15 protein-coding genes are annotated in these 21,560 nt (G+C 67.7%); 9 read left to right on the top strand and 6 right to left on the bottom strand.

The genetic code is table 11. The annotated features are described in order from the left end of the window. Window positions 1-112: IS3 family transposase (locus tag AC5P8C_RS09420; RefSeq protein WP_288042072.1), on the top strand; the 112-nt coding region annotated here is incomplete at its 5' end. A 144-nt stretch (window positions 113-256) separates the two neighbouring features. Here AC5P8C_RS09420 and AC5P8C_RS09415 read toward each other — a convergent pair. Both AC5P8C_RS09415 and mrcB read right to left on the bottom strand, forming a co-directional pair. Continuing rightward, window positions 257-793, bottom strand: coding sequence for a hypothetical protein (locus AC5P8C_RS09415; RefSeq protein WP_019660102.1), 537 nt, complete (start codon window positions 791-793; stop codon window positions 257-259). Next, window positions 790-3,231: a penicillin-binding protein 1B gene (gene mrcB / locus AC5P8C_RS09410; protein WP_495218617.1), complete on the bottom strand. Its 2,442-nt coding sequence runs from the start codon at window positions 3,229-3,231 to the stop codon at window positions 790-792. The genes AC5P8C_RS09415 and mrcB overlap by 4 nt, the downstream gene beginning before the upstream one ends. 96 nt (window positions 3,232-3,327) lie before the next feature. Between mrcB and AC5P8C_RS09405 the strand changes: the two genes are divergently transcribed. Next, complete coding sequence (locus AC5P8C_RS09405) at window positions 3,328-5,427, top strand: glycosyltransferase (protein ID WP_495218615.1); 2,100 nt, start codon at window positions 3,328-3,330, stop codon at window positions 5,425-5,427. Here AC5P8C_RS09405 and AC5P8C_RS09400 read toward each other — a convergent pair. Continuing rightward, window positions 5,424-6,989 carry a hypothetical protein gene (locus tag AC5P8C_RS09400; RefSeq protein ID WP_233653849.1) on the bottom strand — a complete coding sequence of 522 codons (1,566 nt, stop codon included), beginning with the start codon at window positions 6,987-6,989 and terminating at the stop codon, window positions 5,424-5,426. The genes AC5P8C_RS09405 and AC5P8C_RS09400 overlap by 4 nt on opposite strands. A 30-nt stretch (window positions 6,990-7,019) precedes the next feature. Continuing rightward, the gene (locus AC5P8C_RS09395; protein WP_233653848.1) at window positions 7,020-9,176 is read right to left on the bottom strand and encodes a bifunctional (p)ppGpp synthetase/guanosine-3',5'-bis(diphosphate) 3'-pyrophosphohydrolase; all 2,157 of its coding nucleotides are present in this window, start codon (window positions 9,174-9,176) and stop codon (window positions 7,020-7,022) included. A 130-nt stretch (window positions 9,177-9,306) separates the two neighbouring features. Here AC5P8C_RS09395 and AC5P8C_RS09390 point away from each other — a divergent pair, with 130 nt between their 5' ends. Beyond that, the gene (locus AC5P8C_RS09390) at window positions 9,307-9,843 is read left to right on the top strand and encodes a hypothetical protein (RefSeq protein ID WP_191863906.1); all 537 of its coding nucleotides are present in this window, start codon (window positions 9,307-9,309) and stop codon (window positions 9,841-9,843) included. A gap of 117 nt (window positions 9,844-9,960) precedes the next feature. On the opposite strand, the gene hrpA is transcribed toward AC5P8C_RS09390, so the two are convergent. Next, window positions 9,961-14,043, bottom strand: coding sequence for an ATP-dependent RNA helicase HrpA (gene hrpA, locus AC5P8C_RS09385; protein ID WP_495218612.1), 4,083 nt, complete (start codon window positions 14,041-14,043; stop codon window positions 9,961-9,963). An 86-nt stretch (window positions 14,044-14,129) separates the two neighbouring features. Here hrpA and AC5P8C_RS09380 point away from each other — a divergent pair, with 86 nt between their 5' ends. The 6 genes from AC5P8C_RS09380 to AC5P8C_RS09355 all read left to right on the top strand — a co-directional run bounded on the left by AC5P8C_RS09380 (window position 14,130) and on the right by AC5P8C_RS09355 (window position 21,118). Next, entirely contained in the window at window positions 14,130-14,678 is a 549-nt protein-coding gene (locus tag AC5P8C_RS09380; protein ID WP_019660109.1) for a Dps family protein, read from the top strand. A 555-nt stretch (window positions 14,679-15,233) separates the two neighbouring features. Beyond that, window positions 15,234-17,039 (top strand): DNA helicase RecQ, encoded by a 1,806-nt coding sequence (gene recQ, locus AC5P8C_RS09375; RefSeq protein WP_262102928.1) that lies wholly within the window; start codon window positions 15,234-15,236, stop codon window positions 17,037-17,039. A gap of 195 nt (window positions 17,040-17,234) precedes the next feature. Next, window positions 17,235-17,615 (top strand): CopL family metal-binding regulatory protein, encoded by a 381-nt coding sequence (locus tag AC5P8C_RS09370; protein WP_019660111.1) that lies wholly within the window; start codon window positions 17,235-17,237, stop codon window positions 17,613-17,615. Between the two features lie 75 nt (window positions 17,616-17,690). Next, the gene (locus tag AC5P8C_RS09365) at window positions 17,691-19,502 is read left to right on the top strand and encodes a copper resistance system multicopper oxidase (protein ID WP_233653844.1); all 1,812 of its coding nucleotides are present in this window, start codon (window positions 17,691-17,693) and stop codon (window positions 19,500-19,502) included. After that, on the top strand, window positions 19,499-20,524 hold the full coding sequence (locus AC5P8C_RS09360; RefSeq protein WP_495218610.1) for a copper resistance protein B: 1,026 nt from the start codon (window positions 19,499-19,501) through the stop codon (window positions 20,522-20,524). The genes AC5P8C_RS09365 and AC5P8C_RS09360 overlap by 4 nt, the downstream gene beginning before the upstream one ends. An 81-nt stretch (window positions 20,525-20,605) precedes the next feature. Next, the gene (locus AC5P8C_RS09355; RefSeq protein ID WP_134731880.1) at window positions 20,606-21,118 is read left to right on the top strand and encodes a GNAT family N-acetyltransferase; all 513 of its coding nucleotides are present in this window, start codon (window positions 20,606-20,608) and stop codon (window positions 21,116-21,118) included. An 86-nt stretch (window positions 21,119-21,204) separates the two neighbouring features. Here the strand turns inward: AC5P8C_RS09355 and AC5P8C_RS09350 are convergent, their stop codons facing one another. Beyond that, the gene (locus AC5P8C_RS09350; protein ID WP_111098887.1) at window positions 21,205-21,513 is read right to left on the bottom strand and encodes a TFIIB-type zinc ribbon-containing protein; all 309 of its coding nucleotides are present in this window, start codon (window positions 21,511-21,513) and stop codon (window positions 21,205-21,207) included. Between the last annotated feature and the right edge of the window lie 47 nt (window positions 21,514-21,560).

Raw genomic sequence — 21,560 nt, 5'->3', positions numbered from 1 at the left:
GCTGGTGGAATACATCCAGTACTACAACCAAGAGCGAATCAAATTGAAATTGAAGGGCCTGAGCCCGGTACAGTACCGGGAGCAGGCCCAACAGGCCCAATCGGCCGCCTGACCCCTGTCCAAGTCTCGGGGGTCACTTCAAGGACGGGTTCACGGCGTCCCCCGCGAACCCACCCCGCCCGGCCAAGCGCGGCTTTTTCTTCTGGCTTCAGCGACCAACCCACAGCCACGAGGGGCTGCGCCGTTGGCTGGAAATTCAGTACCGCTTGATCCCCGGCACCGTGCAACCTTCAATCTGCGCATGCGCCGACACCGCATTCTCCTTCTCGCCCCGCGCCAGGCGTGACTGTTCGATCGTCGCCCAGTGCCGGCGGCACAGCGGCCCCGTCTTCGAGCCCAGATCCACCGCCTTGCGCGCGAACGTCTCCGCCTGTTCCCACTGCCCCTGCAGCAGCGCCAGTTCGGCACGCTCCTGCAGCACCGCCGGGTCGCTGGCCACGATTTCCAGCGCATGGTCCAAGCTGCTGGCGGCACCGGCCAGGTCGTTCGCCTGCCGCTGCGCCTGCGCGGTCACCCGCAGGTCTTCCACCTGCGAATCACGCAGCGGCTGCACCGACAGCTCCTTGTCGTCAGGACCTGCGGCCGCATCGACTGCCGCCAGGCGCTGTGCCGGCGTAGTGGTATCGACTGGCTTGACCACCGGCGGCGCGCTGGTCACACAGGCGGCCAGGGCCAGGCTGAGGCCGGTCAGGGCCAGGGGCTGCAGCAGGGATCGCATGTTCATCGGCTTCATCGGCTCGGGGGAGGAGTAGCGGCGGCGGGCGCTGCGGCAGGTTCGGCGGGCGCTTCCGGCTTGCGGTCCAGGCCGAACCAGCTACGCCAGCCACCGCCCTCCCCTTCAGCTTCGCCCGGCTCGCCCGGCGGCACTGCCGGCGCGCACGGCGCATACGCCGGTGCATAGCCCACCACGAACGGGAAGCGGCGTGCGCCCGGGCAGCCTTCATCGGTTGTGTTCAGACCCGTGGCCGCGACCGACTGCCAGTCCAGGCCTTTGTTGCTGACCCGCAATGGCGCACTCGGCAGGCGCTGGAAGATGCCCGACCAGACCCGCATCGCGCCGGTAGCGCCATACAGGCCGGCCTGCTGGTTCTGGTCGTTGCCGATCCAGATCACCGCCAGATGATCGCCGGTGTAGCCGGCATACCAGCTGTCACGGCCATCGTTGGTGGTGCCGGTCTTGCCGGCCGGCTGCAGGCGGCCGAGGCCATCGGCATTGAGCCGCTGCGCGGTACCACTGGAGACCACCTGCTGCAGGCCGACGCTGATCAGGTTGGCGGCAATTGAATCGCCTTCCTGTGCCGGCGCCGGGGTCTTGTCGTAGCGCTTGAGCAGCTTGCCCTGCGGATCGAGCACGCCACGCACCGCGTGCAGCGGCTGGATCTCACCGCCCGAGGCGAGGAACTGGTACAGCTGTGCCATCGCGTACGGGCTCTGGTCGGTCGAGCCAAGGATCACCGCCGGATTGGCCTCGGCCTTGATGCCCGCCAGCACATGGATCAGCTGGGTCACGCGCTCGGGACCGACCTGCATGCCCACGCGCACCGTGGCCTGGTTGTAGGAGTGTGCCAGCGCGTCGATCAGGCGTACCGTGCCGTGGCTGCGGTTGTCCGCATTGCCCGGGCTCCAGTTGCGGCCGCGGCCGAGCTGCACCGTCACCGGTGAATCGTCGACCCAGCTGGCCAGCGAGTAGCGGTCCGGCTGCGCCAGGGCCAGCAGGTAGACGAACGGCTTGAGCAGCGAACCGACCGGACGCTGCGCCTCGATCGCGCGGTTGAAGCCGACCTCGGACACTTCACGGCTGCCGATCACCGCCAGCACGTCACCGTTGTGCACGTCGGTCAGCACCATGCCGGCCTGCAGTTCGGGCCGGCGCTTGCTTTCCAGCGACTTGATGGTGCGGGTCACCGCGCCTTCGGCATAGGCCTGCGCGGACGGCGACATGCCGGTCATGACGCTCAGGCCAGCGCCCTGCAGGGCAGATTCCGGGTAGACATGGCCGAGCTGGCGACGGACCAGGTCAACATAGGCGGGGAAGCGGTTGGCCGCCACCAGTCCCGGCGTCTTCGGCACGCCCAGCGGGGCCTTCAGTGCGCGCTGGTACTCGGCGTCGTCGATCAGCGTGGCTTCGTGCAGTTTGCCCAGCACGAAGTTGCGACGGTCCAACGCACGTTCCGGATTACGCCGCGGGTCGTAGAAGGACGGGCCCTTGACCAAGCCGATCAGCAGCGCGATCTGCTCGGTCTCCAGCGACTGCAGGTCACGGCCGAACCAGAACTCGGCACCGGACGACATGCCATGGATCGCCTGGCTGCCGCGCTGGCCCAGGTACACCTGGTTGAGATAGGCCTCGAAGATGGTGCGCTTGTCATAGCGCGCTTCCATGATCAGGGCGTAGAGCACTTCGTTGAATTTGCGGGTGAGCGTCTGTTCCTTGCCGATGCCGAGCAGGCCGCTGCGGGCCAGCTGCTGGGTCAGCGTGGAAGCGCCCTGACGGCTCTGGCCACCGGAGCGGATGGTCACCCACACCGCGCGCGCGATACCGGACAGGTCGATGCCGTGGTGGCGGTTGAAGTCCTTGTCCTCCACTGCCTGCAGGCCGGTCACCAGCAGGTCCGGCGCCTCGTCCATGCGGATCAGGCGGCGTTCTTCCTGCTTCTGGCCGTACAGGGTGGCGATACGCGCCGGATCCAGCCGCGCCGCCTTCAGGGCCTTGCGGCTGTCGGCATCGCGCAGCGAGGCGACCGCACCATCGGCCAGCGACAACTCGAGCCGACGCGGGGCAACCCGGCCATCGACGTCGTTGTAGCCGCGGCTGGAGATGACAAAGCGCCCGCCATTCACCGCATAGGTGGCCGGCTCCTTGCCCTGGCCATCATCGCGGTAGGCGGAGGCGGCCAGCTCGGTCTTCAGCGTGGACGCATCCATCGCCTTGCCGGGAGTGAGCACCAGCGGCCGCGCATACACCCGCGTCGGGATCTGCCAGCGCAGTTCGCCGAAACGTTGGGTCACCTGCTGGTTCAGGTACAGCGTATAGGGAATGAGGAAACCCAATCCCAACGCGACCGCAGCCATGCTCCAGGTGATCAGCCGGCGCCGCCACAGCGGGCCGTTGTCCTGCTGGTCGTCGTCGTCGAAATCGTCGATGTCGTCGGAATCGTAGCGTCGGGGCACGGGAATGCGAGAATGTAGAGTCTGGCGAGTCTACCCCAGCCGCTGCGGCTGGCGAATTCTCCCGGGTTCCCCTGCTTAAGCTGGAGTTGCAACCGGATGGCGATGTCCCTGGCCGAGATCCGATACCTGATCAACCGCCTGTCGGGCCTGGCCCGCCGGAGCCTGGCCAGCCTGCGTACCCGTGGCTGGCGGGCGACCTGGCAGCGCATCCGCGTGCATGCCCAGCGCGCCGTGCCCGCGCCACGCACGCCGCTGTTCCTGCCGCCGGCACAGGACTTCGCTCCCTTCACGGTGCCGTTCAGCGAAACACCGGAAGCGAGCATTGTCATCCCCGTCTACAACCACGTCGATCACACCCTGGCCTGCCTGCGCGCCTTGGCGGCGCATCCATCGCAGGCCACGTGCGAGATCCTGGTAGTGGATGACGGCAGCACCGACGCCACCGTGCAGTGGATGCCGCAGGTTGCCGGACTGCGCTATGAAGTGCGCGAGTACAACGGCGGCTTCATCGAGGCCTGCAACGATGGCGCATCGCGCGCACGCGGTCGCTACGTGGTGCTGCTCAACAACGATACGGTGCCGCAGCCGGGCTGGCTCGACGCGCTGCTGGACACGTTCTCCAGCACGCCCGGCGCCGGCCTGGTCGGTAGCCAGCTGCTCTACCCGGACGGCCGGCTGCAGGAATCGGGCGGGGTGATTTTCGCTGATGGCAGTGGCTGGAGTTACGGCCGTTTCGAGGCAGCGGACGACCCGCGTTTTGCCAGCCTGCGCGACGTCGACTACTGCTCCGGCGCAGCGCTGATGCTGCCGCGCGACCTCTGGCGACAGCTGGGCGGCTTCGATACCCGCTACAAGCCGGCCTACTACGAGGACACCGACCTGGCCTTCCGCGTGCGTGCGCAGGGCCTGCGCGTCCTGGTTCAGCCGGCCAGCCGGGTGGTCCATGACGAAGGCACCAGCAACGGCACCGACACCGGCAGCGGCGTGAAGGCCTACCAGGTGCGCAACCAGGCCATCTTCGCCGACCGCTGGGCCACCGAGCTGGCCCGCCGCCCGGCGGTGGGCGAAGTGCCGTCACCGGCGCTGCTGCTGCGTGGCCGGCGCCAGGTGCTGATCCTGGACGAGGCAGTGCCGCAGCCGGATCGCGATTCCGCGTCGCTGCGCCAGGTGAACCTGATCCGCCTCCTGCTGCAGGGCGGGGCCCATGTGGTGTTCGTTCCCACCCGCCGCGAACACGGCGGCGCCGCCACCGACGCGCTGCAGCGGATGGGTGTGGAAGTCTGGTATGCACCGTTCCTCGATGGCGTCGCCAGCTGGCTGCGCACGCATGGTGGACGCTTCCACGTAGCGCTGCTGGTCCGCCACCATGTTGCCCACGAGTGCCTGCCGCTGCTGAAGCGCTATGCGCCGCAGGCGCGCACCGTGTTCGACACGGTGGACCTGCACTACCTGCGCGAACGTCGTGGTGCCGAAGTGGCCGGCGATGCGGGACTGCTGCGCGCTGCCGAGCGTACCCGCGCCAGCGAACTGGCGGTGATGGAGCAGTGCGACGTCACCGTGCTGGTCAGTTCCGCCGAGCGCGAGCAGCTGCAGGCCGACGCGCCAACGGTGCGGGTGGAGCTGATCTCCAACCTCCATGACATCGCCGGTGCCGGCAAACCGTTCGAGCAGCGTCATGACCTGGTGTTCGTCGGCGGCTTCCGCCACCCGCCGAACCTGGACGCGATGGAATGGTTCATCGGCGAAGTCTTCGCCGGCATCCGCGCCCGCCTGCCCGATGTGCGCCTGCACTGCATCGGCGCTGCCGCGCCGGAATCCCTGCTGGCCCTGGCCGCGCGCCAGCCCGGCGTGCAGATGCACGGCTTCGTCGAGGACATCACTCCCTACATGGATGGCGCACGCATTTCCATCGCGCCACTACGTTTCGGTGCCGGCGTGAAAGGCAAGATCAACCTGAGCATGGCCCATGGCCAGCCGGTGGTAGGTACCCCCTGCGCGGTGGAAGGGATGCACCTGCGCCCGGGCGAGGACGTGCTGGTGGCCGATGATGCGGCCGGCTTCGCCGATGCGGTGGTCCGCCTGTACCAGGATCCGCAGCTGTGGCGGCAACTGTCCGAAGCCGGCCTGGCCAACATCGCAGAGCACTTCTCCCTCGACGCTGCGCGCGCAACCGTGCAGCGGGTGTTTTTCACCTAATCAGGGAGACCGCCGGCACGGCGCAGGCGCTCTTCGAACGCCGGCAGCTCGGCCAGGTCCGGTTGCAGCAAGCGGGCTTGTTCGGCGGCATGCGCTGCGAAAGCCAGGTCGCCGCTGCCGAGTCGCTCGCTGCCGATGGCCAGCCAGCGCTGGGCCAGGCGCAGGCGTGCCGAGGGGAGCCCGGCCGCAGTCGGCGACAGGGTCTGCCACGCCTGCAGGCAGGCCCCTGCCGCCTGTACGCGGTTCTGCCGGAGGTTGTCGTCGAAGCAGCCGCGACTGGCGGGCAGCAGCCGCGCCGCAGCAGCCTTCACCCGAGCATCGCGCGGCGCCAGTGACTGCGCTTCGCGCAATGCGTCGAATGCACTGTGGCCGGGGGGACTGATCCATTGCCCGGAACGTTCGGCGCGCTCGATGCTGCGCAGGTGGTCGCGCAGTTGGCGCTCGCGCTGCGTGTTGCTGGCCGCCGGCTGCTGCAGCGCCTTCTGCGCCTGTTGTGCGCGCTGCAGGCGTTGCGCGAGCTGCTGTTGCGCGGCCGGCGAAGCGCCCAGCTCCTCCGCCAGCGCGGCATCGGCCCGCGCCGCCTCGAACCGGAAGTCGTCGGCCTGCGTCTGGCTGCGTGCCAGCACCGCCTGCAACGTCTGTTCACGGCCGCGCTGGGCGCTGGCATCATCGGCCGCCACTGCCAGAACGGCGAGAAATCCCTTCGCTGCGGACTCCAGCTGCCCGCGCTGCAGGGCGCGCTGGGCCTGGCGCAGGCGCCGCTCGACGGCCTGCGCCAATGCTTCCTGGCTGGCGGGCAGATCAGCATGGCCGGCATCGAACTGGCGCGCACGCTGCAGTAGTGCGGCGGCCTCGGCCAGCTCGCCGCGTCCCGCCAGCGCGCGCGCCTGCTGCAGCAGATCGCTCAGTGCATCTTCGCGACCTTCCAGCGCGGGCAGATTGTCCGGCTGCAGCGACAGGATGCGCTGGAACAGGGGCAGCGCGCTGCTGTCACCTTCATCCAGCCGACCCGCAGCGAAGGCGTTGCGTGCCTGCGCCAGCAGTGCACCGATGCCGGCACCTGCGCTGCGCCGGGCCCGCAGCTGGCGCGCCACGGCGTCCGCCTCGCCCTGTGGTACCTGCAGTTCCCGGGCCAGTGCCAGCGCCTGCGCGCTGCCGTCGAGATCGTTGGCCTGCATCTTTTCGCGGGCCTGCTGCAGGGCCGCCGCGCCGGTACGGGCCAGGCCTTCGCGGGCCTGCGGACGATCTCCATCCAGCGCCAGCACGGCCTGGTAGCGCTCGCGCGCACCACTGCCATCGGCGGCACTCAGCCGCCCGGCCGCCAGTGCGTCATCACCTTCGGCCAGCAGCTGCTCGATCCGAGGCTCATCCCAGAACCAGTCGGCCAGCGGCTTGCGCAGCAGCACCAGCAGCACAAACACCGCCAGCGCCGCGACCAGCGCCCAGCGCCACACCCGGCGCGCGTGGCGTGCCTGCAGCCACCACCAACGGCCTTCGCGGCGGACGCGGTCCAGCGCAGGAAGTTCAGCGCCATGCGGGCGATGCGGGGGCTCGCGTTCCATGCGTGCAGGGTAGCCGGGGCAGCGTGAAGCTCAGCCGAGGCGACGCGCCTCGCTCACGCCGGGCAGCGCGTCCAGCTTGCCCAGCAGGGTCGACAGCTGGCCGTAGTCACTCACCTTCAGCCGCAGGCGCAGGTGGGCACGGCCACTGTTGCGCACGTTGTCACTATGGATGTCCAGCACGTAGGCGTCTTCCTGGGCGATCAGGTTGGTGATGTCCTTCAGCAGCCAGCGGCGATCGACCGCATCGACCACGACGTCCACCTCGTAGCCGCCCCCGGCCTGGCCCCACTCCACCGGCAGGATGCGCTGCGGGCTGGTGGCCGCCAGACGGGCCAGCGCAGCGCAGTCTGCACGATGCACGGTGACACCGCGGCTACGGGTCAGGTAGCCGACGATGGGTTCGCCGGCCACCGGCTGGCAGCAGCGCGCCAGTTGTACCAGCAGGTTGCCCACGCCCTGTACGGTGAACTTGGACTTGCCCAGGTTCTCGCGGCGCGCGGTCGGCCGCGGCAGGCTCGGCGCGGGCGCCGGTTGGCTTGCTGCACGTTCGGCTTCCAGCAGGGCACGGCTGACCTGGTTCGGCCCGGTATCGCCCAGCGCCACCTGGATGTAGAGGTCGTCAACGCTGTCGGCATGGAACTTCTTCGCCGCGATGGCCAGGTCCGAGTGCTGCAGCCCCAGGCGCTTCAGCTCGCGCTCGAGCAGTTCGCGCCCGGCCTGCACGTTGCGCGCGCGGTCCAGCTTGTGGAACCAGCTGCGCACCTTCTCGCGCGAACGGTTGCTGGCCAGGAAGCCGTTGGCCGGCATCAGCCAGTCGCGGCGCGGGTCGGCCTCCTTGCCGGTCAGTATCTCGACCCGGTCGCCACTGCGCAGACGGTAAGTCAGCGGTACGATGCGGCCATTGACCTTCGCGCCACGGCAGCGGTGGCCAACCATGGTGTGCACCTGATAGGCGAAATCGAGCGGCGTGGCGCCCTGCGGCAGGTCCAGCACCTCGTCCTTCGGGCTCAGCGCATAGACCCGGTCCTCGGTCAGTTCGGCATCGAGCGCCCCGGCCAGTTCGTTGCCCTGCCCGTCCTGGGCCTGCTCCAGCAGCTGGCGCATCCAGGTGATCTTGCGGTCGAAGGACTTCTCCGCGCCCTTGCCGCCTTCCTTGTACTTCCAGTGCGCGGCCACGCCCAGCTCGGCCTGCGAATGCATCTCGTGGGTACGGATCTGCACTTCAATGGTGCGCCCTTCCGGACCAACCACGGCGGTATGCAGCGAGCGATAGTCGTTGGCCTTGGGCCGGGCGATGTAATCGTCGAACTCGCTCGGCACCGGTGCCCACAGTGCATGCACCACGCCCAGCGCGGCATAGCAGGCGGCGACATCGTCGACCATTACCCGCACCGCACGGATGTCGTACAGCTGGTCGAACGCCAGCCGCTTCTTCTGCATCTTCCGCCAGATGCTGTAGATGTGCTTCGGGCGGCCACTGACCTCGGCCTTGATGCCCTGCGCAACCAGCTCGCGCGACAGCACCTTCTTGACATTCTCGACGTAGCGCTCGCGGGCGATGCGGGTTTCGTCGACTTCCCGCGCAATGCGCCGGTAGGTCTCCGGCTCCAGGTGGCGGAACGCCAGGTCCTCCAGCTCCCACTTCAGCTGCCAGATGCCCAGGCGGTTGGCCAGGGGCGCGTGGATGTCGCGGGTCAGCTGGGCCAGCGCGCGGCGCTGCTCGTCGTCCAGCTTGTCGGCCGCGCGCATCCTCGCGAGCTGGCGCGCCAGCAGGATCGGCACCACGCGCAGGTCGCGGATGATCGCCAGCAGCAGCCGGCGCAGGCCCTCGCTGTTGCGTCCGGCCTCACGGCCGGCGTGCAGTGCCCACACCGGGTCGGCCGCATCCTGGCCGTCGAGCAGGCCGATCACCGCCGCCTTGTGGTTGCCAAGCGGCAGCAGGTCCAGGCTGGTACGCAGGCCCGGCAGGTCAAACAGCAATGCTGCCACCACCGCGCCTTCGTCGGCCGAGAGCATCGCCAGCGCATCGAGGGTATCGCCCAGCACCGACCAGGTGGTACGCATCTGGTGGTCGCAATCCGGCGCTTCCCAATGCTCGCGCAGGGCCTGGCACAGCGGAGCAGGCAGCACCGCTGCCGAGGGACGGTTCAACAAGGCATCCAGGCCGGGGACGGAAGCGCGGTTCACAGCATCAAGCAGGCAAGACAGAGGCCCCTACACTAGCGCCGGCGCCGTTCAGGGACAATGACCGTGGCCACCATCCCCCGGCATGAAGACATGCCGCTACACTCGCGGGCAAACCCAGGAGAGTCCCGTCATGTCCCCGATCGTCCCGCGTTTCCGCCTACGGCTGCTGGCTTGTGCCGCACTGTTGCTGTCCCTGTCGGCGCCTGCGCTGGCCCAGCGCGTGGTAGAGGGTGACCTGCAGCAGCAGATGTCACCGGCCGAATTCAAGGCTGCTGGCCTGGACAAGCTCAGTGCGCAGGAACTGGCCACGCTCAACCGCTGGCTGCAGGGCAAGGTCGAGGCGGCCACGAGCCAGGCAGTTGCAGCGGTACGGGAATCGGCGCGCGAGGAAGGCCGCCAGGAAGTGATCGTGAAGAATCGCGGCTTCTTCGATTTCGGCAGCAGTGAGCCGATCGTCGGCGTGCTGCAGGGTGAGTTCCGCGGGTTCGGCAAGGGCCGCGTCTACGTGCTGGACAACGGCCAGGAATGGGAGCAGATCGATGCAACCACCCTGGCAGGCGTGCGCAGGCAGTCGCCCGCCGTCAGCATCAAGCCCGGTGTGATGGGCGTCTGGTACCTGAAGGTCGACGGTGTGAACACCCAGCCGAAGGTGCGTCGTACCAAGTAACGACGCCCATCGTGTAGAGCCGAGCCCACGCTCGGCTGCGATCTGCACGGGAAGATGACGAGGCATCAAAAAAGCAGCCGAGCATGGGCTCGGCTCTACGTCATCACATCATCGGAGTCACGCCTGGCGCAGTGCGGCTACCCGCTGCGCCAGCTTCTTCGCCGAGATGCCGGTCCGCGCGCCCAGCTCCTGCGCGAACAGCGACACCCGCAGCTCTTCCAGATCCCAGCGCAGCGCCTGCCATTGCGGGTGCTCGCGCAGGCCCTGCTGCTCAGCCACTTCCAGCGCTTCCAGGAACGGATGCAGTTCCAGCATGCGCGCCTGATCGCGCGGCGGATCACGCTTGGCGCGCTCCGTACGCAGGATCATCGCTTTCAGATAGCGCGGATACTGCGCCAATGCGTCGGCCGGTGTATCGCGCAGGAAGCCTGGATGGATCAGCCCGGCCAGCTGCGCCTCCATGTCGTCCAGGTTGCCGCGCGCCCAGCCCATCAGCGGCGCTTCCAGCATCGGCTTCAGTTCGGCCACCAGCGCCAGGATGGTCTCGGCCAGCTTCAGCCGCGACATGGCCTCACCGAACAGCGCCTTGGCCGCATGCTCGCGGCGCTGCTCGAAGGCCGCCGCATCGCGTATGTCTTCCAGGCCTTCAGCCAGTACGGCGTTCATCGCCGCATCGACCAGGTCGCCACGAAGGCGCTCCTGCGATTCGATCGCCGCATACAGCAGGCCCGTCTTGGCACCCACCGGCAACTGCTTGCGTGCCTGCTTCATCTTCTCGGCCAGCGCGATCTCCAGCAGGCGGCGCACACCCAGCGGATGAGCCGCCTGCGCCTGCTGCCGATCAGCGAAGATGCGCAGCGCCACGCTGTCGCCCTCGTCCAGCAGCGCCGGATAGGCCGGCACGCCGGCTTCGCCGGGCACCTGCAGCGGAATCGGCGTGGCCGGGAAGGTACGCAGGCCATCAGCCGCCATTTCACGTCCGGCGCGTGCAGCGAAGGCGTCGCCCGCGCGCCCACCGAACTTCGCGCGCAATGCGTCCAGGTCGCGCGAGGTGGCCAGCACCCTGCCCTGCTCGTCGCGCAGGCGCAGGTTCATGTGCAGGTGCGGTTCGATCGAGCCGGGCTCGAAATCGAGCGCGGTCACCGTGGCGCCTGTCGCGCGTGAGAGGAAACGCGCCAGTTCGCCGGTGATGGCATCGGCACTGGGTTGCGGGAACGCCTCGTAGAACGCGCGACCAAAGTCCGGCGCCGGCACGTAGTTGCGGCGCATCGCCTTGGGCAGGCTGCGAATCAGCGCCGCAGCCTTGTCGGCAACGAAGCCGGGCGCCAGCCAGCCCAGCTGCACCGGATCCAATGCGTTGAGCAGGTGCAGCGGTACGTCAAGGGTTACGCCGTCATCCTCGGCACCCGGCTCGAAGCGGTAATGCAGCGGCAATCGTGCCTGGCCCAGCGCGAGGTACTTCGGGTAGCGCTCCTGCTCACTGCCTTCGCCCGGCAACAGGTCGGCCAGCGTCCAGTGCAGGGTCTTGCGCTGTTCCGGCGCAAGACCCTTCCACCAGGCATCCAGGCCGGAGGCCGAATGGATCTGCGGCGGCACCCGGTCCAGGTACCAGCGTGCCTGCCAGTCTTCGTCGGCAACGATGCCGGCGCGGCGCAGCTTGGCTTCTTCCTCGCGCGCGACCTCCAGCACCTTCTGGTTGTCGGCGACGAAACTGGCGCGGGTATTGATCTCGCCGGTCACCAGTGCCTGGCGCACGAAGATGTCATGCGCCTCGCCCGGCGCGATGCGGCCGTAATGGACCGGTTTCTTCGGTGCCAGCACCAGGCCGAACAGGCTGATCTGCTCAGACGCCAGCACCTGGCCCTGCGCGCGCGACCAGTGCGGGTCGAAGTGCTTGCGCAGCAGCAGGTGCGGCAGTTCGGCGATCACCCAGTCCGGCTCGATCGCGGCCAGGGTCATGCCCCATACCTTCTGCGTATCCAGCAGGTTGGCCACCAGCAGCCACGGCGGTGGCCGCTTGGCCAGCGCCGAACCGGGGAAAGGCAGGAAGCGGCGCTGGCGCGGCGCCTGGAAATCGCCCTTCTCGGTGCGGTGGCCGATCTGCGTCGGCAGGCCCGCCACCAACGCACGGTGCAGGGTCTGGTAGGCAGCGCCACGCACACGTTCGCTGAAACCGCCGCCAACCGGCGCCTGTTCCTTCTGCGCGCGCACGGCCACCGGCGCCGGTGCGGCCTCCGCCTTGCCTTCGCGGGCCAGGCGTGCAGCCCGGTGCAGCTGGCCCCGGGTCGCCTTCACCGCCGCCGCGTCATCGCGCGCCGGGGCCGGTGCAGTGCTGCCCGCCAGCAGCGGCGCCATCGATGCCTCGCTGGGCCCTTCCTTCCAGCCCAGTTCCTCGCACAGCAGGCGCAGCTGCCGGTGCAGCTCGCGCCATTCGCGCATGCGCAGGAAACCGAGGAAATGACGGCCACACCAGTCGCGCAGCTTGGACTGGGTCAGGTCTTCATGTGCCTGCCGGTAGGCATCCCACAGGCGCAGCACGCCGACGAACTCGGATCGGCCGTCGGCAAACTGCGCATGCGCGCTGTCGGCCGCACCGCGCGCCTCGGGCGGTCGTTCGCGCGGATCCTGGATGCCCAGGAACGAGGCGATCACCAGCATCGGCCGCAGGCAGCCGGCGGCCTGCGCGGCCACCAGCATGCGCGCCAGCTTCACGTCCACCGGCAGGCGCGCCATCTGCTTGCCGATGGTGGTCAGGCGCCGTTCGGCATCGATCGCCCCCAGTTCGGTCAGCTGCTGCCAGCCATCGGCAACCGCGCGCTCGTCCGGTGCTTCCAGGAACGGGAACTCCTCGATGCGGCCCAGGCCCAACTGCAGCATGCGCAGGATCACCCCGGCCAGGCTGGAGCGGCGGATTTCCGGATCGGTGAACTCCGGCCGCGCCTGGAAATCGGCCTCAGCATACAGGCGGTAACAGATGCCCTCGGCGATACGGCCGCAGCGCCCCTTGCGCTGGTTGGCGCTGGCCTGCGAGATCGGCTCGATGTGCAGGCGGTCCAGCTTGTTGCGCGGGCTGTAGCGCTTGACGCGGGCAAGGCCCGGATCGACCACGTAACGGATGCGCGGCACCGTCAGCGAGGTTTCCGCCACATTGGTGGCCAGCACGATGCGCCGGTTCGGCCCGGGATTGAACACCCGGTCCTGGTCCTGGTTGGACAGCCGCGCATACAGTGGCAGTACCTCGGTGTTGCGGTACTTTCGCCGTTCCAGCGACTGGTGCGCATCGCGGATCTCGCGCTCGCCCGGCAGGAAGATCAGCACGTCGCCGCGTGCATCCAGGCGGGTAATCTCGTCGACAGCCGACACGATGGCATCGTTGACGGTACGTTCGCCCTGGTCTTCACCCTCGCCTTCCAGCGCGCGGTAGCGCACCTCCACCGGGTAGGTGCGGCCCTCAACGCTGATCACCGGCGCATTGTCGAAATGCTGGGCGAAGCGTCCGGTGTCGATGGTGGCCGAAGTGACGATCAGCTTCAGGTCGGGGCGCTTGCGCAGCAGCTGCTTCAGGTAGCCCAGCAGGAAGTCGATGTTGAGGCTGCGCTCGTGCGCCTCGTCGACGATGATCGTGTCGTAGTTCGACAACCAGCGGTCGCTGGCAATCTCCGCCAGCAGGATGCCGTCGGTCATGAACTTGATGCGGCTGTCTTCGCTGACCTTGTCGTTGAAGCGCACCTGGTAGCCCACCAGCTGGCCCAGTTCACTCTGCAGTTCCTGTGCGACACGGCTGGCTACCGCACGTGCGGCAATCCGTCGCGGCTGGGTGCAGCCGATCATGCCGGCCTGGCCACGGCCGGCGGCCAGGCACAGTTTCGGCAGCTGGGTGGTCTTGCCCGAACCGGTTTCACCAGCGATCACCACGACCTGGTGGTCGCGGATCAGCCCGATGATGGCGTCGGCTTCACGCGCAATCGGCAGCTGCGGGTCCAGAGTAATGGACGGCTGCTGCTGCGCCCGCACCTGCCGGCGCTGCACCGACGCCTGCAAGGCCTGCTCGAAGGTGGCGGCCAGTGCCGCATCCTGTGGCTTGGCCTGGCAACGCGAGAGCATCCCCAGCAAACGGCCCCGGTCGCGGCTCATGGCGCCGTCGATGGCGGCGCGCTGTTGGCGCAGGCGGGGCGATGGATTTTTATCGATAGAGTTCATCAATCGGTTCGTTCAAAACTTTGAAAGCGACCAGTCATCACGACCGGTTTATTGTGAAGGCCAACGATTCCACAAGGAGGAACCCCATGGCGAAGACCAAGAGCACGACCAAGGCCAAGACCGGCAAGCAGAAGCTTGCGGCGGCGGCACCGTCGGCGCCGAACATCGATATCGGGATCACCCAGGGCGACCGCAAGAAGATCGCCGACGGTCTGTCGCGCTTCCAGGCCGATGCGTTCACGCTCTACCTGAAGACGCACAACTTCCACTGGAACGTGACCGGGTCGATGTTCAACTCGCTGCACACCATGTTCGAGACGCAGTACACCGAGCAGTGGGCGGCACTGGACGATGTGGCCGAGCGCATCCGCGCGCTGGGCTTCAATGCCCCGGGCTCCTACCGGGAATTCGCTGCGCTGACCTCGATCGTCGAGGAACCGGGCCTGACCGACAGTGCGGACTGGCGTGAAATGGTACGCCAGTTGGTGGTCGCCAACGAAGCGGTATGCCGTACGGCACGTGAAGTGCTGGAGGTGGCGGCCAAGGGGGACGATGCGCCGACCGAGGATCTGATGACCCAGCGGCTGCAGACCCACGAGAAGTACGCTTGGATGCTGCGTTCCCTGTTGCAGTAAGGGTTGGCGGGGGCGGCAGGGCTGCGCCCTGCACCCGCAGAGGCAACTGCAACGTCAACGTCAACGTCAAAAGCGGGCTATCCGTGGGTTGGCGGGGCGGGTCCAGTTGCGGGGGACGCCGTGAATACGTCCATGTAGGCTCGGTCGCCGCATCCATGCGGCTCACGCCCCCGCAACCGGACCCACCCCGCCTTCGACGGTTTTCCGCGATCTGCCAGCAAAGCCATTGGGGTCAGATCCGTTTTCCGCAGGAAAACGGATCTGACCCCATCTTGTTTGTCGATATCTGACTGTTTTCATCACGCATGGCGTGGATGGACCCTCCGTGACCGGGAAACCGTCGAAGGCGGGGCGGTGTGGGCTTGCAGGACCGTTGGCGCCATGGATGGCGCCATCGAGCCCCCAAGGACGGGTTTACGGCGTGTCCTGCAAGCCCACACCGCCCCGCCCAACCAGAAGACACCCCAGAGCCGGCTGTTGCCTTTGACGTTGCTCTGGCTTGTAGCAGGTGCAGGGCGCAGCCCTGCCGCCGCCTCCGGGAGGTAAACTAGCCGGATGCCTTCCCGTCCCGCGCACGACCTGCTCCAACGCGTCTTTGGTTACGACGATTTCCGTGGTCCGCAGCAGGACATCGTGGAGCATGTCGCTGCCGGTCACGATGCCCTGGTGCTGATGCCCACCGGCGGTGGCAAGTCGCTGTGCTACCAGGTGCCGGCCCTGCTGCGTGACGGATGTGGCATCGTCATCTCGCCACTGATCGCGCTGATGCAGGACCAGGTCGAAGCCCTGCGCCAGCTCGGCGTTCGTGCCGAGTACCTGAATTCCACCCTGGATGCCGAGACCGCCGGCCGCGTCGAACGCGAGCTGCTGGCCGGCGAGCTGGACATGCTCTATGTCGCCCCCGAGCGGCTGCTGACCGGCCGCTTCCTGTCGCTGCTGTCACGCAGTCAGATTGCCCTGTTCGCCATCGACGAAGCCCACTGCGTGTCGCAGTGGGGCCACGACTTCCGCCCGGAATACCGCCAGCTGACCGTGCTGCACGAGCGCTGGCCGCAGATTCCGCGGATCGCGCTCACCGCCACCGCCGACCCGCCGACCCAGCGCGAGATCGCCGAGCGTCTGGATCTGCAGGAAGCGCGCCACTTCGTCAGCTCCTTCGACCGCCCCAACATCCGCTACACCGTGGTGCAGAAGGACAACGCCCGCAAGCAGCTGACCGATTTCCTGCGCGGCCACCGTGGCGAGGCCGGCATCGTCTACTGCATGTCGCGGCGCAAGGTCGAGGAGACCGCTGAATTCCTGTGCGGCCAGGGCTTCAACGCCCTGCCCTACCACGCCGGCCTGCCGCCGGAAGTGCGCGCGAACAACCAGCGCCGCTTCCTGCGCGAGGACGGCATCGTCATGTGCGCCACCATCGCCTTCGGCATGGGCATCGACAAGCCGGACGTGCGCTTCGTGGCGCATACCGACCTGCCCAAGTCGATGGAAGGCTACTACCAGGAAACCGGCCGCGCTGGTCGTGATGGCGAAGCTGCCGAAGCCTGGCTGTGCTACGGCCTGGGCGACGTGGTCCTGCTCAAGCAGATGATCGAACAATCCGAGGCGGGCGAAGAACGCAAGCAGCTGGAACGGGGCAAGCTCGACCACCTGCTGGGCTACTGCGAATCCATGCAATGCCGCCGCCAGGTGCTGCTGGCCGGTTTCGGCGAGACCTATCCCCAGCCGTGTGGCAACTGCGACAACTGCCTGACGCCGCCGGCCTCGTGGGATGCGACCATTCCGGCGCAGAAGGCGCTGAGCTGTGTCTACCGCAGTGGCCAGCGCTTCGGCGTCGGCCACCTGATCGACATTCTGCGCGGCAGCGAGAACGAGAAGGTCAAACAGCAGGGCCACGACAAGCTCAGTACCTATGCGATCGGCCGCGACCTGGATGCGCGCACCTGGCGCAGCGTGTTCCGCCAGCTGGTGGCCGCCAGCCTGCTGGAAGTGGACAGCGAGGGCCACGGCGGCCTGCGCCTGACCGATGCCAGCCGTGACGTGTTGACCGGCCGCCGCCAGATCAGCATGCGCCGCGACCCGGCCAGCAGCACCAGCGGACGCGAGCGCAGCGCACAACGCACCGGATTGTCGGTACTGCCGCAGGATCTGGCCCTGTTCAACGCGCTGCGCGGCCTGCGTGCCGAACTGGCCCGCGAACAGAACGTGCCGGCCTTCGTGATCTTCCACGACAGCACCCTGCGCAACATCGCCGAGCAACGCCCGACCAGCCTGGATGAACTGGCCCGGGTCGGCGGCATCGGCGGCACCAAGCTGAGCCGCTACGGCCCGCGCCTAGTCGAGATCGTGCGCGAAGAAGGGTAGCGCCGGGCGCCTGGCCAGGCGCCTCCCCATCGCCAACCGTGCGCTCGTCCCCCTGTAGAGCCGAGCCCACGCTCGGCTGCTTCTGCGTGAACGGCAGCCGAGCGTGGGCTCGGCTCTACACTGGTGCAGGTCCAACCTTGAACCGCCCATTCAGCCGGAGGTGCATCCACGGCCGCTTGCGGCTAGATTAGCGCCATGTCCCTCGCCTCGACCCTGCTCCGTGTCGTGCTCATGCTCAGCCTGCTGCTCAACGGGCTGAACGCGGCCATGGCCAGTGGTCACGAGGAAATGGGCCGGATGGCCCACGCGGTAGCCGCCCTTGATGGCGGCGATGCCGACTGCCACCACCACGCCGCCATGCAGGCCGACGAGGCCCCGCAGGCCAAGGCCCCCGCCCACGACGCCCACTGCCAGATCAAGGACTGCGTGCGCAGTTGCGCCCAGCACCCGCTGCTGGTGGTGCAGCCGTTGCCGTATCTGGCGAGCCCGGCACTGTCGCTGGCGCCGCAGCCGATGCCGGCCACTGGCCGGCCGGCGCCGCCGCTGCCGCCCATCTCACGCCCTCCCATCGGCTGATTCCACACGCATCGTGCGCCCTGCGCACCGTAGCCGGCCCCCTGCCGGCGCCTTTACGTGTCTGGAGTCACCACCATGAATAACCGCATTCCCCCCGGTCCGGGCGCTGTGCCCATGCCGTCACGCCGCCTGTTCGTGCAAGGCCTGGCTGCTGGCGGCGTGGCCGCTGGCATCGCCGCTGTCGGCGTGCCGCAGCGCGCGCTTGCCGCCGCCCGCGCCACGCCTCGCCTGGCCGGCGCCCCCGCTGTACTCAGCGACACCCGCATCGAACTGGCCATCGGCGAATCGCTGGCCAACTTCACCGGGCGCACCCGCCCGGCGATCACCGTCAACGGATCGCTGCCGGCACCGATCCTGCGCTGGCGCGAAGGCCAGACCGTGGACCTGTTCGTGCGCAACACGCTGGAGCGCCACCCGACCTCGATCCACTGGCACGGCATCCTGCTGCCGGCCAACATGGACGGCGTGCCCGGCCTGAGCTTCAACGGCATCGGCCCCGGCGACACCTACCACTACCACTTCCAGCTGAAGCAGTCGGGCACCTACTGGTACCACAGCCATTCGATGTTCCAGGAGCAGGCCGGCCTGTACGGTGCACTGATCATCGATCCGGCCGAGCCAGCGCCTTACCACCACGACCGCGAGCACGTGATCCTGCTGTCCGACTGGACCGACATGGACCCGGGTGCGTTGTTCCGCCGCATGAAGAAGCTTGCCGAGCACGACAACTACTACAAGCGCACCCTGCCCGACTTCCTGCGCGATGCGAAGCGTGACGGCTGGTCGGCCGCGCTGTCCGACCGCGGCATGTGGGGCCGGATGCGGATGACGCCCACCGACATCTCCGACATCAACGCGCACACCTACACCTACCTGATGAACGGTACGGCGCCAGCCGGCAACTGGACCGGGCTGTTCCGCAGCGGGGAAAAGGTACTGCTGCGCTTCATCAATGGCGCCTCGATGACCTACTTCGATGTGCGCATTCCCGGCCTGAAGATGACCGTGGTCGCCGCCGATGGCCAGTACATCCATCCGGTCAGCATCGATGAGTTCCGCATCGCTCCCGCCGAAACCTACGATGTGCTGGTCGAGCCCACCGGCCAGGACGCGTTTACCATCTTCTGCCAGGACATGGGCCGCACCGGCTTCGCTGCCGGCACGCTGGCGGTACGCCATGGCCTGCAGGCGCCGATCCCTGCACGCGACCCGCGCCCGTTGCTGACCATGAGCGACATGGGGCATGACATGGGCGGTGGCGGTCATGGCGGGCACGACATGACCGCGATGAAGGGCATGGAAGGCGGCTGCGGCGCCAGCATGGGCCACGGTGCGCATGGCGGCGGTGATGCCGCCAGCAAGGCGCCAAAGCACCCGCCCAGCGAGCGCAACAACCCGCTGGTGGACATGCAGAGTTCGGCTACCGAACCGAAGCTGGACGACCCCGGCATCGGCCTGCGCAACAACGGCCGCAAGGTCCTGACCTACGGCGCGATGCGCAGCCTGTTCGAAGACCCCGATGGCCGCGAGCCCAGTCGTGAAGTCGAGCTGCACCTGACCGGCCACATGGAGAAATTCTCCTGGTCGTTCGACGGCATCCCGTTCGCCAGCGCCGAGCCGCTGCGGCTGAACTACGGCGAGCGCATGCGCATCGTGCTGGTCAACGACACCATGATGCAGCACCCGATCCATCTGCACGGCGTGTGGAGCGATCTGGAAAACGCAGAAGGCGAATTCCAGGTGCGCAAGCACACCATCGACATGCCACCCGGTACACGCCGCAGCTACCGCGTGCGCGCCGACGCGCTCGGCCGCTGGGCCTATCACTGCCATCTGCTGTACCACATGGAAGCGGGCATGATGCGCGAAGTGAGGATCGAAGAATGAGCCGCTCACTGCTTTCCCCCAGCCTGCTGGCGCTGGGCCTGGCTGCTGCAATGCCGGTGTTCGCGCAGTCGCACGCCGGCCATGGCATGGGCGCGATGAACGTGCCTGCGAAGAGCGCGAAGACCCCGGCCGAAACGGTCGATCATTCAAAGATGGATCATTCGGAGATGGACATGGGTGCGGCGGATCACGCCGGCATGGACCACTCCACGATGGACCACTCGAAGATGGACCATGGCGCGATGCAGCCAGCGGCGATGGACCATTCGCAGATGGACCACGGGGCGATGGGCCACGGCACGCCTGCACCCACCGAACCGCGCGAACCGATCCCGGTCCCGACTGATGCCGACCGCGCCGCCGCCTTCCCGCCGATCGCGCATGGCGCGATGGAACACGCGCCGGAGATCAACAGCCTGCTGCTGATCGACCGGCTTGAGCATTGGGATGGCAAGAGCAGCAACGGCCAGGCCTGGGAAGCCACCGGCTGGATCGGCGGCAACATCAACCGCCTGTGGCTGCGCACCGATGGCGAACGCAGCCGCGGCCGCACCGAATCGTCGTCACTGGAAGCACTGTATGGTCGCAGCGTGTCGCCGTGGTGGGACGTGCTGGTCGGCGTGCGCCAGGACTTCCGCCCGTCCGACTCGCGCACATGGGCGGCCATCGGCATCCAGGGTCTGGCGCCGTACAAGTTCGAAAGCTCGGCCACGCTGTACATGGGCTCCGGCGGCCAGATGCTGGCCAAGGCCGAGGTCGAGTACGACGTGCTGTTGACCAACCGCCTGATCCTGCAGCCGCTGCTGGAAGCCACCGTTGCGGCCAAGGATGAACCGGAGTACGGCATTGGTCGCGGACTGAACAAGGTCGAAGCCGGGCTGCGCCTGCGCTATGAGTTCAGCCGTCGCTTCGCGCCGTACATCGGCATCAGCCACGAACGTACCTTTGGCGACACCGCCGACTATGCCGGTGACCACGCGCGCGACACGCGTTGGGTGGCCGGCGTGCGCATGTGGTTCTGAGCAGCGGTTTGTGAGCAGTGGCCAGCCCCGGCAGCCGCCGGGGCCGGCTACACTGCGCCACGTTCCAATGCAGGCACCGCCATGTCGTTGCAGATCCGCCGCGCCACCCTTGCCGATGTCGATGCGCTGTCGGCGATCGCCATCGCCACGTACAACGAAACCTGGGGCGATTCCTATCCGCCGCAGGAGCTGCACGATTTCCTGCAGGCGCACTACAGCAGCGAACCGCAGCGCATCGAACTGTCCGACCCACGCAGTGCCATCTGGCTGTTGCTGGACGGTGATGCCGTGGTCGGCTATCTGGCCGCCGGTGCCAACACCCTGCCGCACACGGATGCACGCGAGGGTGACATCGAGCTGAAGCGGTTCTACATTCTGGCTGCACACCAGAACGGCGGCCATGGTGCACGCATGATGGACGCGTTCATGGCCTGGCTGGACCAGCCGCAGCGCCGCACCCTGTGGGTGGGCGTATGGGAAGAAAACTTCGGCGCGCAGCGCTTCTACGCGCGCTATGGCTGCAGCAAAGTGGGCGAGTACGACTTCATCGTCGGCGATACCCACGACCGCGAGTTCATCCTTCGGCGGCCGTGATCACGTCTTTGTAGAGTCGAGCCATGCTCGGCTATTGGCGGCAACAGCCAGTCGAGCATGGCTCGACTCTACAGAGAGCGAAGCGCCTAGAAGTCGAACAACTCGGAGAGGAAGCTCTCCTTCTTCTTTTTCTTGTAGCCGTGGCCACGGTTGTCCTCGTAGCGCTGGCCGAGGTGGCGGGTATCACGGTGCATCACCGGTGGCGGCGCGGACGCCGGCTGAGCCTGCACGGGCGCTGGCGGAGGTACCGCAGCACCGGCGCCCGCACGTTCGATGATCTTGTCCAGCTCGCCACGATCCAGCCACACACCTCGGCAGCCAGGACAATAGTCGATCTCGATGCCATGGCGTTCGGCCATCTGCAGGGTCTGGGTCTTGCACACGGGGCACAGCATCGGCATTGCTCCTGTCGGTCTGGTAACGACTGTACCTGCCCTGTGAT

The sequence above is a fragment of the Stenotrophomonas sp. YJH_SMC_46 genome (genome assembly GCF_059370315.1).
This window is presented reverse-complemented; position numbering and strand designations above follow the sequence as displayed.